The following is a 10,621-nucleotide window of genomic DNA, read 5'->3' as shown; positions in this document are numbered from 1 at the left end:
CTTTCAGTCCGCCAGGATGGTGGTTGATTCGCCGAGCGCGAGCAGTCGTTGGCGACGCGTATCTGAACACGACCGGCGAAGCGAGGCAAACGCTATCTGCTGTCCGGCGCAACCCGTACGTAATGGCAAGCAGAGCTACAGACGACGGTCCGGACGGCGTGGAGTTCGTGCAGGAGCCCGATGGCCGCGTCACGGCGACGGACCGCCGGACCGGCGTCGCCTCGTTCGGAGAGACGCGCGTCGAGGCGTTGCGCATGCTCGCCGACGCGCTCGAATCACACGAGGCGGCCGAGGCGTATCCGGATGACGAGGTTCCGGAGAGCGACGCGCCGTGGCTGTAGACGGTGGCGTCGGAGAACATCACCGGCGGACGGGTTCTCGAATCGCCGGCCTATAGCCCGGACAGCCAGAGCGGGTCGACCTTCGCGGGGTCGAACGGGAGCGACTCGATGCGCGTGACGGCCGCTCGGACGTCACCGCCGTCCATGTCCTGTGGAGCCACGAACACGGGAACCGTCGCTTCGAGATGTCCGAAGTCCTTCACGTCGGTCGATAGAATCGCGAACTCGCCTGCTTCGGCGTGTTCGGTGATGGCACTGTCGGCCGCCTCGGGACCGAGCCGGTCCACGTCGCGGCTGTAAACGACCTCGTGGCCGTCACCGCGAAGCGCCGAGACGTACTCTTCCGGAACGTTCGTGTCGGCGAGAATCCGCATCGATAGTCAGTCAGCCTGTTCGCCGGTTTCGCGACGGCCGCTCTCAACCCGTTCGAGAGTCTCGCGCGTTCGCCGTTCGCCGTCGCGACGCGCGGTTTCGGCCTCGCGCTCGCACCGGGCAAACTCGTCACGGTGGTCGTAGTAGTAGGCAAGGGCGTGAAAGACGTCGGCCATCGAGAGGTCGTATTCACCGGCGACGATGTGTGCGTCCTCGTCGTTGTCGATGACGCGCCGCTTGACGTCGAGGACCGTCACCCGGCTGCCCTCGATTCGAAGGCGTCCCGACCGAACGTCGTCGTCCCGAACGATGGCAGTCATGCGAAAAAATAGTGCCGACTCCCTGATAAACCTTCGGAGGACCCGCCCGTTTGGGGCCGCAGTTACTAGATCGCGGACGACTTGAAACTCCATTGGCTCGCTCCGCTTCGCGGTTCCATTCTTTCGGACGCCACGCCCGATAGCGACGGCTTCGTGGGCGGCGACGCTACGGAGCAATAGTTTCAGAGACGCCAGTTCGAGCGACGACGGGTCCGCGAACGCCCTCTGTGCGCACTGCTACGATTCGTACGTCGCCTCGCTCAACCGCCCTGCTTTACGGAGGATGTCTCTTTTCAAGGCGGTGGCACCGTCGCGGGAGTATTTCGACCGCGCCGGCGACCGCGGTCTTGCATACACGGTATCTCTCCGGCTATGCAGAACTAGGGGTCGATTTCCGAGCGCGTGTGTCCTCGTCGCGCTCGGAACCGGCTTCACGGCCCCGGAGAATCAAATCATCCTGTCTATTTCGTCGAGGAACTTCCGAAAGTCGTCTGCACCGGCCTGGTTGGCGATGCTGCGGAGCGTGTCGGTAGACACCTCGTCGTGGAGCGGGACGCTCACGTTCCGCTTCTCGCCCGTGTTCGGGTCGATGTACCGGAGTTTCACGTGGCTCCCTTCCCGATCGACCTTCCGGAAGCCCAGTTGCCGAGCGCTTTGATGATGTCCCGGCCGGAATACGTCCCTCGTGGCACTATCAGTTTATACCGATTGTTGGCATTTAAAGACACCCGTTCGCGGGCGTGCGAGGGCCGCTACAGCCACGGGGCCGTAGACGCTTCCACGACGTCGTCCTCTTCCGGGACCGGACGCTCGTGGAGTGCAAGCGCTTCGGCGAGGTTCGCAAGCGCTTCGGCCTTTGTTTCTCCTTGGCTCGCAACCCCCGTATCCTCGTCTTTGGCGACGTACCACCCGTCGCTTCGAGTGATGACAACGGTGTCGCCATCGGGATTGCGAGATTGGACACCCATACGTCAATGTTAGATTGGTCCCTTCAAAGGTTTTCCGACTGAGCGAGTCTTACGGAGTGTGGTATCATCTCCGGCGTCCGACGAATCTCGAATTTAATGGCAAGCAGAGCTACAGACGACGACCCGGACGGCGTGACGTTCGTCCGGGAGCCGGACGGTAGCACTCATAGAGCAGAATACCGATGAGTACCCGACAGTCCTTCGGCAGACAACGGGGTCCAACTGCGCGACGCGAACTCTCCGATACGCGCCCCACGAATGGGTCTCAGTAACCCGGATGACCCGACGACGAGTCAGGACTGGAGGAAGCTCGGAACGGCCGGGCGGAGCGCGTAGCCAACTCGCTTGCTCGCGCCCCTGAGGTAGTGGCGCGTGCTCCGGCGGAGCGGCTGCCGACGCCCGTGAATCTCCGCGTCGCCGTCGCGGAGGGCGGCGACCAGCGCGTCGCTGTCGAGGTCCGCGACTGACCCGACTCCCTCGACCGTGAGTTCGGTGTAGGCCCGGCCGAGGTACGCGGCCGAGTGGGCGTCGCTGGCGGCGACGCCGGGGTAGTCGTTCCGGGCGGCGAACGCCCGCGCCCGCCGGTTCCGATACCCCGTGAACAGCCACGCGTTGTACACCTCCACCGCGTCGCAGTCGCCGATGCGTCGCTTGCGGACGCCGTGGCGGGTGCGCTGGAACGGGTGGGGAACCACTGCCACCCCGCCGTCCTCGCGCACGGCCTCGACCGTCTCGTCGAACGGCCGCCCCGGCTCGGGGCGCTCGTCGACGCCGATGGCGAGCAGGTGGCCGGCCGCTGTCGACACCTCGACGCCGGGGATGCCGACGAGCCCGTACGCCGGCGCGAGTTCGGCCGCCCGGAGCGACTCCGCGATGGCGTCGTGGTCCGTGACGACGATGCCGTCGAGGCCGATGTCGCTCGCCTGTTCGAGCAGGAGCTCGACCGGTTCGTTGGCGTCGTACGACCCCTCCGAGTGGACGTGCGGGTCGATGGTGACGGTGACCTCCGAGTCCATCCGATTGGCTCGACTTACGCCCGAACCGACAAAAGCGTCCCGACCCGCCCCGCGCCGATTCGGCCGACGTCAGTCGGCGTCCGCGGGGTCGACGACCGACCCGGTCTCGGCGTCGACGCCCACGCGGTCGCAGACGTCCGACAGCGGGCACTCGTCGAGCCCGTCCAGACAGGCGGGCTTGCGGGCCGAACAGTACTCCCGGCCGAACTGGATGCTCGCGGTGTGGCCGAACCCGCACTTTTCGGGCGGGACGTCGCGTTCCAGCACCGCGCGGACCGCTTCGTGGTCGGCGTCCGGGGGTGCGACGCCCAGCCGTCGATAGATGCGGTGGACGTGAGTGTCGACCGGGAACACGCCCGACTGGCCGCCGGCGAACAGCAGCACGCAGTCGGCGGTCTTGGGACCGACGCCCGTCATGTCGAGCAGAGCCTCGCGGACCGCGCTCGGCTCGCCCTCGCGGACGAACTCGTCGAACCCGTCCGCGCCGCCGTACGTCTCGCGCACGCGGCCGGCGAGCCGAATCAGCGTCTCGGATTTCTGGTTGTACAGCCCCGCCGGCCGGATGACGTCGGCGAGTTCCTCGCGGTCGGCGTCGGCGAGCGCGACCGCGAGGTCGGCGTCCTCGCGCTCCGTCTCGTCGGACTGCGGGCCGTATCGCTCGACCAGCGCGTCGTGGGCGGGCTGGCTCGCAACGTCGCTGGTGTTCTGGCTCAGGACGGTCCGGACCAGACACTCGAAGGCGTCCCGGCCGCCGTAGGTCTTCTGCCAGTACAGTTCGCCGAGTCGGTCGACCACCGTCTCGGCGCGAGTGTCGCCGTCTCCGGGGTCGAACTCGGCGAACGCGCTCGCCGCCGGGTCGCCACCGCTGATGTTCTCGGCGGGTTCGGGGTCCGAGGAATCAGCCTCGTCGCTCATGCTCGAAACTGGGGTCTCGTCCCGAGTAAAAGCCTCGCTCCGGAAGCGGGTTCGGGACCCGCACCCTATTCGACCGAGAGCGTCACCGTCAGCTCCGCGCCGTCGGCCAGCGCCGCCACCAGTTCGCGGTCGAACCCCTCGGCAGCGAACTCGGCACCGACCAGAATCGTGCGGTCGTCGACGTAGTCGCTGGTCCGGCCCACGGCGCTCCGGTCGCTCTCGAACGAAAGCTCCGGGTCGCCCCGCCCCGTCAGGGTCTCGACGTGGCCCGCCGCCTCGAATCGTGCGGTGATGGTCGCCTCTGCGTCCCGACAGGCCGCGACGAACGCCGGGTCGAAGTCGGCCGGCGCGCGGTCGGCCTCGACCCCGAGGATGCAGTCGCCCGCCGGCGTGAGGTAGTCGTCGGTCGTCACCTCGAAGGTGCTGGCGTGTTCGCCCGAGACGTTCTCGTGGCCGCGCGCGTGGAGGACCTCCCGCAGCTGTTCTCCGTCCATGTGCCCGAGCGTTCGCGCGGCGGCCACTTCAGCGTCGCCGTTCGGACCGGAGCGTCGTCCGCTCGGCGAACCGGCCCCGGAACCTCACTGCTCGGACTCGGGGCCGGCGGAGTACGCCAGTTCGAGTCTGAGTACCGCCGAACAGGAGACGTTCTCCACGTCGAAGTCGATGCCCTCGACCTGCTCGTTCAGGTAGCCGTTGCACCGCCGCTCCTCGATGATGTTGTCGATGGTCGCCGGGGAGCCACACTCCGGACAGTCGAAGTAGTAGCCGTCGCGGGACTCGTGGATGGCGTCGGGTTCGAGTTCCATCCGCACGGCCTCCTCCCAGTCGACTTCGGCGGGGTCGTCGTCCACCATGGAGTCGGTGACGCGGGGCGGACGGGTAACGGCTACGGCCGGCTTCCGAAACCCACAAGCGCGGCTCGCGCCAACCACGTCCCGATGGAGACACTGGAGCGGTACGAGCCGCTAATCGAGGCGTTCGACGCCTTCCGGGCGGCCTGCGAGCGCCCGCTTCCCTCGGTGGTCCGGGTCAACACCGTCGAGGCGACCCCCGAGCGGGCGAGGCGCGCGCTCGACGAGGAGGGCGTGGGCTGGACCGGCCGGGAGTGGTCGGACGCCGTGCTGGAACTGGACACCGACTCGCCCGGCAGCACGTGGGCTTCCTACCACGGCTGGATTCACGGCCAGGAGGAGGTCTCGGCCATCCCGGCCGAGGTGCTCGCGCCCGAACCCGGCGAGCGCGTCTGGGACGCCTGCGCCGCGCCGGGGTCGAAGACCACGCAACTCGCGGCGCTGATGGACGACGAGGGGCTGGTCGTGGCCAACGACAACAACCTCGGCCGGCTGTCGGCCCTGCGGTTCAACACCGAGCGGCTCGGCGTGACGAACGCGGTCGTCACGAACAGCGACGCCCGGAACTTCTCGCTCGAGCCGTTCGCGTTCGACGCCTTCGACAAGGCGCTCGTGGACGTGCCCTGCTCGTGTGAGGGCACCATCCGGAAGAACCCCACCACGCTCGACGACTGGTCGCTCGACCACGTCCACAGCGTCGCGGGCGTCCAGAAGGGCATCCTCCGGCGCGCGGTCCAGGCCACGAAGCCGGGCGGTACCGTGGTCTACTCCACCTGCACGTTCGCGCCCGAGGAGAACGAGGCCGTCCTCGACCACGTTCTCGGGGCGGAGGACTGCCGACTCGTCGCGTTCGAGTTCCCGCTCGAATCCCGGCCGGGCGTCACCGAGTGGCAGGGCGAGACCTACGACGCGAGCGTCCGGAAGGCCAAGCGGTTCTACCCGCACCACAACGACACCGGCGGGTTCTTCTGCGCGAAACTGGAGGTGGGCGGATGAGCGACGAGTCGAACGACGGCCAGCGGTTCGACCGCCTGCCCGCGACCGACGGCGACCGGGCGGTCGAGGGCCGCGCGACGCGACGGGCGGTCGTCGACTGGTGGGACGAGCGGTTCGGCGTCCCGCCCGAGACGTTCGACGGCTACACGTTCTGGGAGAAGGGCAAGGGCAAAATCTGGATTCTCCACGGCGAGGTCGACTCGCCGATTCGCGTCGAGGCGCTGGGCATGAAGTTCCTCCGCACTCGACAGGAACACTGGAAGCCCACCACGAACGCGGTCCAGCGGTTCGGCGACCGCGCCACGCGGAACGTCCTCGAACTCACCCGCGAGCAGGCCCGGCGGTTCGTCCGGGGCGAGACCCAAGCCCCCGACTGGGACGGCGACTGGGGATATCTGGTCGTGACCCACGACCTCGCCGGCGAGGCCGCGCCGCTCGGCGTGGGGCTGTACGTCCACGACGAACTCCGGAGTCCCGTGCCGAAGGGGCGTCAGCGCGACCTCTAACCTTTCTCCCGCACCGTCCCGCCGCTCAACCCCTCCCACGCCACGGCGAACCCCAGTTCCGACAGGACGGCGCTGGCGTCCTCGATTCCGCGCTCGGTCAGCGCCGTCTCGGCCGCCGAGAAGGCCATCCCGGCCTCGATTTCCTCGCGCAGGTCGTCCAGCACCGCCGGGCGAACGAGCGTTCGCCCCACGCGCTCGTGGTCGGGAAACGACTTGCCCTCGATTGCGTCCTCGCTGACGCCGTACTCGGCCGCGAGGTCGGCCAGCGAAACCACCTCGGCGTCGGGGGTCAGTTCGTCGGGGAGGGCGGCCGCGCTCGCGGCGACCAACTCGTCCTCGTAGCGCCGGAGGGCGTCGCGGACGTCCTTGAGCCGGACGGTCCCCGAGTACGGAATCGCGCGGTGGTCGCGGGCCGCGACTCGCTCGCCCACGCCGAGGCTCTCGTCGACCGCGACCAGCAGTTCCACGTCCTCGACGCTCTCTAACTGGCCGAGCTTCTTCTCGACGTACTCGGGCGTCCAGAAGCCCATTATCTCGAAGAAGACTCGAAAGTCGCCGAACCGGTAGTCGAACGCGAAGTCCGGAATCATCACCCGCGCGCCGGTTTCGAGCGGTTCGGGCTCGCGCACGAGGTCCCAGTCGAGGTCGAGCGACTCGAACCGCGCGGCGAAGTCGGCCTCCACGCCGCTGTCGAAGGTCACGTCCGCGACCGGCTCGGTGCCCGGCACGTCGACCGGGTCGTCGGCCGACAGCGAGAGCGTGCGCTCGGTGCCGTAGTCGTCGACGGTCGCGGTCAGCGTCCACGCGTCGGCCTTTGCGACCGTGCGGAGCAGGCGCGCGAACCGGGTGCCGTACCGCCGGGTCGAGCGAAAGAGGGCGTCCGGCCCGGTCACCACGACCTCGCGGTCCGAGACGCCGGGGTCGCTTTCGTCCGTCTTGCGAATCTCGTACAGCAGTCGGAGGCGCTTGACCGCCGAGACCAGCGCCTTCGGGTCGGCGGTCCGGACCCGGAGTTCGGTCGCGTCGAACAGCGCGGTCTGGGCCAGCGAGAGGTTGTACTGGGCCAGCAACTCGTCGGGGTCCCATCGCGCGTCGAACGACGCCAGCACCTGCCGCTCGTCGAGGTCGGCGTACAGCGCGTCGGCGACCGCCTCGGCGTCCACGCCGAGGCGGTCGCCCGCCCGTCGGAGCGCCGTCTCGCGTTCGGTCTCCGAGACGACGCCGACCGCCTCGCGCTCCTCGAACGCGACCCGGCGGGCGCGCTCGGGGGCGACCGGCGCGCGGGTCTCGAAGACGGCCTCGCGGTCGAGCAGTTTGGCGAACCCGCGGACGAGCTTGAAGTGGTCGGCCTCGGGTTCGAGCGCGGCCAGCGCGTCGTCGAGGTCGCCCCGTGGCTCGCCGACGTGGCCCTGATAGGTTCCGAGGACCCGCGCGGCCAGCGGGCGGTGTTCGCGGCCCGCGAACACCGGCTGGTAGCCGCCGCCGGCTCGGGACACCCTGAGCAGGTCCTTGGTCAGCACGTCCGTTGCTCGGGCGCGAGTCCACAAAAACGGTCGGAAGGCAGAAGACTCATTCCGCTGGACTGGGACCCTCGCCTATGCGCAGACGTGAGGCGCTTTACAGGACCGGGGTTCTCGCGGCGACCGGCGGACTCGCCGCGCTCGCGGGCTGTTCGGGCGGCGGGGACGCCGACACCGAGAGGACGACGTCGGCGTCGCTGTCCCGCGAGGGGTTCGACTACCGGGAGGGCGAGGACGGCAACCTGGTCGTCACGGTCACCATGACCAACTCCGGGTCGAGCGAGGGGACGGGCTACCTCTACGTCACCGCGACCGCAGCTACCCCCACCGCTTCGGAGGCGACCTCCGACGAGGAAACCGTCGACGAGACCGACGCTCCGGTCGACGGGGACGGCGACGGCAGGGTCGCGTCCCGGAAGTCCCGCGAGGTGAGCGTGCCCGCCGGCGAGACGCTGACGGTCGAGGTCCCGTTCGAGATCACCTACGAGCAGTTCACGCGCGCGGGCGGAATCGACGTTGACCTCCGGACGTGAGCGCCCGCCCGACTCGACCGCGGGCCGGCCCGACGACGGGCTACCGACGGCGCTGAGCCACGCGCTCCTCGGCGGTCTCGGCCGTGACTACCTCGTACAGCAGCGCGGCCCGGCCGTCGTCGTTCGGGCGCAAAATTCGGCCGAGTCGCTGGGTGAACTCGCGCTCGCTCCCGCTGCCCGAGAGGACGACCGCGACGTTGGCGTCGGGTACGTCGACGCCCTCGTCGAGCACGTTCGAGGTGACGACCCGCGAGTAGGTCCCCTCGCGGAACCGCTCCAGAATCTCGCGGCGCTCGGCGTCGGGCGTCCGGTGGGTCACGGCGGGGAGGAGGAATCGCTCCGAAAGCCGGTAGACGAGGTCGTTGTGGGCGGTGAACACGATGACCCGGTCGTCGCGGTGGCGGTCGAGCAGGTCGGCCAGCGCGTCGACCTTCCGCTCGCCGTTCATCATCACCTCGCGGGCGCGCTGTTTGGCCAGCAGCGCCTCGCGGGCCTCGGGGTCCCGTCCCGACCGCTTGACGAGCTCCTGGTAGTCGCTCCCGCTCTGCATCCGGATGCCCGACTTCGCGAGGTAGTTCGTGAACACCTCGTTGGCTTTCTCGTAGCGCTCGCGCTCCTCGGGCGTGAGCTCGACCTCGATGCGCTTGAGGTCGTAGGGCGCGAGGTGCTCGCCCGCGAGGTCGTCGGGGTCGATGGCGTAGACGCGCTCGCCCACGAGGTCGGCGACCACCTCGTGTGCGCCGTCGGGGCGCTCGAACGTCGCGGTCAGCCCCATCCGGGCCGGGGCGGCGAGCAGTCGGGCAATGTCCCGATACCCCTCGCCGCCGAGGTGGTGGACCTCGTCGAATATCGCGAGTCCGAACCGGTCGCCCAGCTCGCCCGCCCGGAGGTACGCCGAGTCGTACGTCGAGACGGTCAGGGGTTCGACGGTCTGCTCGCCGCCGCCCAGCTGGCCCACGGGGACGCCGAACTCCGCTTCCAGCTCGCGTCGCCACTGGGCCAGCAGGTCGATGGTCGGCACCACGACGAGGGTCGCGGTGCCGAGCGCCTCGATGGCTTTCAGCCCGATGACGGTCTTGCCGCTCCCGGTCGGGAGCTCGAGGACGCCGCGCCGGTCGGCCGACTCCCACGCGTCGAGGGCGTCGCGCTGGTACTCGCGGAGTTCGTACGCCGACGCGACCGCCGGGAGGGCGGGCGCGTCGAGGACCCCGTCGTCACAATCTACGCCGCGGTCGTCGAGCCACGCCCGGAGCGGGCCGTACCGGACGGCGGGCGCTCGGAGCGTCTTCGACCGGGCGTCGGCCTCGACGAAGGGGCGGCTCGCGAGCGCGTCGGCGACGCCCTCCGCGTCCGGGTCGACCTCGATGCGGACCGTTCCGTCCTCGAAGCGCAGGGTCGCGTCGGCCACTGTTCGGTCGCTCCTCGGTTCTCCGTCGCCTTAAGGGGTGGGTCGCCCCCGGCGCGGGGCGGAGGCGGCGTCGCGGGCGACCGCCATCCCATCGCGGGCGACCGTCACTCGACCCGGCCGGCTGTGAGCCGCACGATTCCGGCGGCGTACTCGCCGTGTGTCGTCTCGGTCGCGCGCTCGCGGAGCGCGGTCCGGGCCGTCGCCACCCGGTCGTCCAGTACGGTCCACGGCGCGGCCGCGTACCCATCAGTTCCGGTCGGCGAGGAAGCGACCACCAGCCCGCGAAACGCCCGATTCACCGGCCAGCCGAACCACCGCCGGCTCTGGGCGGCGTCGAGCAGCGCGAGGCGGCCGCCGGGCGCGAGCGCGTCGGCCCACCGGTCGACGGTCGCGGCGGGGTCGGCCAGCATGCCGACGACGAACGTCGCCAGAATCGCGTCGGGCGGCTCGCGGAACCCGACGCTCGCGGCGTCGGCTTGCACCAGGTGGACGTTCCGCCAGCCCTCGCGGTCGACGCGCTCCCGCGCTCGGTCGAGCATCCCGCGCGTGAAGTCGACGCCGACGACCCGGCCGTCCGGGCCGACGCGCTCGCGGAGGTGCGGGAGGTTCGCGCCGGTGCCACAGCCCATCTCGACCACGGCGTCGCCGGGTGCGAGCGCGAGCGCGTCGGCCGCGCGAGCGCGGAGGCGTCCGAGTCCGGGCGTCGCGCTCGCGAGCAGGTCGTAGAGGTCGGCCCACCGGCCGTAGAACTGCTGTGCGGCGGCGGTCGCGTCGGTGGCCATGGACCCACGTTACGTCGCCGACCGACAAAACGGTGGGGCCGAGCGAGGGCGGCGGTCCGATGCGCGCGACCGTCGCGAGATTTTAAATACGAG

At 69.7% G+C, this 10,621-nt stretch carries 15 protein-coding genes; 4 read left to right on the top strand and 11 right to left on the bottom strand.

Annotated features, from left to right (window positions below):
- Positions 1-122: 122 nt before the first annotated feature.
- Positions 123-341, top strand: coding sequence for a type II toxin-antitoxin system HicB family antitoxin (locus EPL03_RS12275; protein ID WP_135829635.1), 219 nt, complete (start codon positions 123-125; stop codon positions 339-341).
- A 50-nt stretch (positions 342-391) separates the two neighbouring features.
- Here the strand turns inward: EPL03_RS12275 and EPL03_RS12270 are convergent, their stop codons facing one another.
- From EPL03_RS12270 to EPL03_RS12235, 8 genes are all read right to left on the bottom strand, one after another.
- On the bottom strand, positions 392-715 hold the full coding sequence (locus EPL03_RS12270; protein WP_135829634.1) for a DUF5615 family PIN-like protein: 324 nt from the start codon (positions 713-715) through the stop codon (positions 392-394).
- Between the two features lie 6 nt (positions 716-721).
- Positions 722-1,126, bottom strand: a complete 405-nt coding sequence (locus tag EPL03_RS12265) for a DUF433 domain-containing protein (RefSeq protein WP_244605266.1) — start codon at positions 1,124-1,126, stop codon at positions 722-724.
- A gap of 354 nt (positions 1,127-1,480) precedes the next feature.
- Positions 1,481-1,639 carry a hypothetical protein gene (locus tag EPL03_RS20750; RefSeq protein WP_368277075.1) on the bottom strand — a complete coding sequence of 53 codons (159 nt, stop codon included), beginning with the start codon at positions 1,637-1,639 and terminating at the stop codon, positions 1,481-1,483.
- Positions 1,640-1,785: 146 nt separating this feature from the next.
- Positions 1,786-2,001, bottom strand: a complete 216-nt coding sequence (locus EPL03_RS12255; protein WP_135829631.1) for a type II toxin-antitoxin system HicB family antitoxin — start codon at positions 1,999-2,001, stop codon at positions 1,786-1,788.
- Positions 2,002-2,294: 293 nt separating this feature from the next.
- A complete protein-coding gene (locus EPL03_RS12250) occupies positions 2,295-3,017 on the bottom strand; it encodes a CehA/McbA family metallohydrolase (protein WP_135829630.1) in 723 nt (240 codons plus the stop codon).
- 69 nt (positions 3,018-3,086) lie between these two features.
- Positions 3,087-3,932, bottom strand: coding sequence for an endonuclease III domain-containing protein (locus tag EPL03_RS12245; RefSeq protein WP_135829629.1), 846 nt, complete (start codon positions 3,930-3,932; stop codon positions 3,087-3,089).
- 65 nt (positions 3,933-3,997) lie between these two features.
- On the bottom strand, positions 3,998-4,411 hold the full coding sequence (locus tag EPL03_RS12240) for a DUF371 domain-containing protein (protein ID WP_135829999.1): 414 nt from the start codon (positions 4,409-4,411) through the stop codon (positions 3,998-4,000).
- 99 nt (positions 4,412-4,510) lie between these two features.
- Entirely contained in the window at positions 4,511-4,786 is a 276-nt protein-coding gene (locus EPL03_RS12235) for a hypothetical protein (RefSeq protein WP_210424991.1), read from the bottom strand.
- A gap of 84 nt (positions 4,787-4,870) precedes the next feature.
- Between EPL03_RS12235 and EPL03_RS12230 the strand changes: the two genes are divergently transcribed.
- Both EPL03_RS12230 and EPL03_RS12225 read left to right on the top strand, forming a co-directional pair.
- A complete protein-coding gene (locus EPL03_RS12230) occupies positions 4,871-5,779 on the top strand; it encodes an RsmB/NOP family class I SAM-dependent RNA methyltransferase (RefSeq protein ID WP_135829628.1) in 909 nt (302 codons plus the stop codon).
- Positions 5,776-6,285, top strand: coding sequence for a DUF7122 family protein (locus EPL03_RS12225; RefSeq protein WP_135829627.1), 510 nt, complete (start codon positions 5,776-5,778; stop codon positions 6,283-6,285). The genes EPL03_RS12230 and EPL03_RS12225 overlap by 4 nt, the downstream gene beginning before the upstream one ends.
- On the opposite strand, the gene EPL03_RS12220 is transcribed toward EPL03_RS12225, so the two are convergent.
- On the bottom strand, positions 6,282-7,805 hold the full coding sequence (locus EPL03_RS12220) for a DUF790 family protein (protein ID WP_135829626.1): 1,524 nt from the start codon (positions 7,803-7,805) through the stop codon (positions 6,282-6,284). The two genes, EPL03_RS12225 and EPL03_RS12220, sit on opposite strands and share 4 nt — an antisense overlap.
- Before the next feature lie 77 nt (positions 7,806-7,882).
- Between EPL03_RS12220 and EPL03_RS12215 the strand changes: the two genes are divergently transcribed.
- On the top strand, positions 7,883-8,338 hold the full coding sequence (locus tag EPL03_RS12215; RefSeq protein ID WP_135829625.1) for a hypothetical protein: 456 nt from the start codon (positions 7,883-7,885) through the stop codon (positions 8,336-8,338).
- A gap of 40 nt (positions 8,339-8,378) precedes the next feature.
- Here EPL03_RS12215 and EPL03_RS12210 read toward each other — a convergent pair whose 3' ends face one another.
- Entirely contained in the window at positions 8,379-9,746 is a 1,368-nt protein-coding gene (locus EPL03_RS12210; protein WP_135829624.1) for a DEAD/DEAH box helicase family protein, read from the bottom strand.
- Positions 9,747-9,850: 104 nt separating this feature from the next.
- Positions 9,851-10,528, bottom strand: a complete 678-nt coding sequence (locus EPL03_RS12205; protein ID WP_135829623.1) for a class I SAM-dependent methyltransferase — start codon at positions 10,526-10,528, stop codon at positions 9,851-9,853.
- Positions 10,529-10,621 lie beyond the last annotated feature (93 nt).

The sequence above is a fragment of the Halorussus halobius genome (assembly GCF_004765805.1).
Classification (GTDB): Archaea; Halobacteriota; Halobacteria; order Halobacteriales; family Haladaptataceae; genus Halorussus; species Halorussus halobius.
This window is presented reverse-complemented; position numbering and strand designations above follow the sequence as displayed.

What these genes read in the sequence shown, in the direction of transcription:
- EPL03_RS12275 (WP_135829635.1), top strand. Translation starts at nt 123, where the DNA reads ATGGCAAGCAGAGCTACAGACGACGGTCCGGACGGCGTGGAGTTCGTG.
- EPL03_RS12270 (WP_135829634.1), bottom strand. Translation starts at nt 715, where the DNA reads ATGCGGATTCTCGCCGACACGAACGTTCCGGAAGAGTACGTCTCGGCG.
- EPL03_RS12265 (WP_244605266.1), bottom strand. Translation starts at nt 1,126, where the DNA reads ATGGAGTTTCAAGTCGTCCGCGATCTAGTAACTGCGGCCCCAAACGGG.
- EPL03_RS12255 (WP_135829631.1), bottom strand. Translation starts at nt 2,001, where the DNA reads ATGGGTGTCCAATCTCGCAATCCCGATGGCGACACCGTTGTCATCACT.
- EPL03_RS12250 (WP_135829630.1), bottom strand. Translation starts at nt 3,017, where the DNA reads ATGGACTCGGAGGTCACCGTCACCATCGACCCGCACGTCCACTCGGAG.
- EPL03_RS12245 (WP_135829629.1), bottom strand. Translation starts at nt 3,932, where the DNA reads ATGAGCGACGAGGCTGATTCCTCGGACCCCGAACCCGCCGAGAACATC.
- EPL03_RS12235 (WP_210424991.1), bottom strand. Translation starts at nt 4,786, where the DNA reads ATGGTGGACGACGACCCCGCCGAAGTCGACTGGGAGGAGGCCGTGCGG.
- EPL03_RS12230 (WP_135829628.1), top strand. Translation starts at nt 4,871, where the DNA reads ATGGAGACACTGGAGCGGTACGAGCCGCTAATCGAGGCGTTCGACGCC.
- EPL03_RS12225 (WP_135829627.1), top strand. Translation starts at nt 5,776, where the DNA reads ATGAGCGACGAGTCGAACGACGGCCAGCGGTTCGACCGCCTGCCCGCG.
- EPL03_RS12215 (WP_135829625.1), top strand. Translation starts at nt 7,883, where the DNA reads ATGCGCAGACGTGAGGCGCTTTACAGGACCGGGGTTCTCGCGGCGACC.
- EPL03_RS12205 (WP_135829623.1), bottom strand. Translation starts at nt 10,528, where the DNA reads ATGGCCACCGACGCGACCGCCGCCGCACAGCAGTTCTACGGCCGGTGG.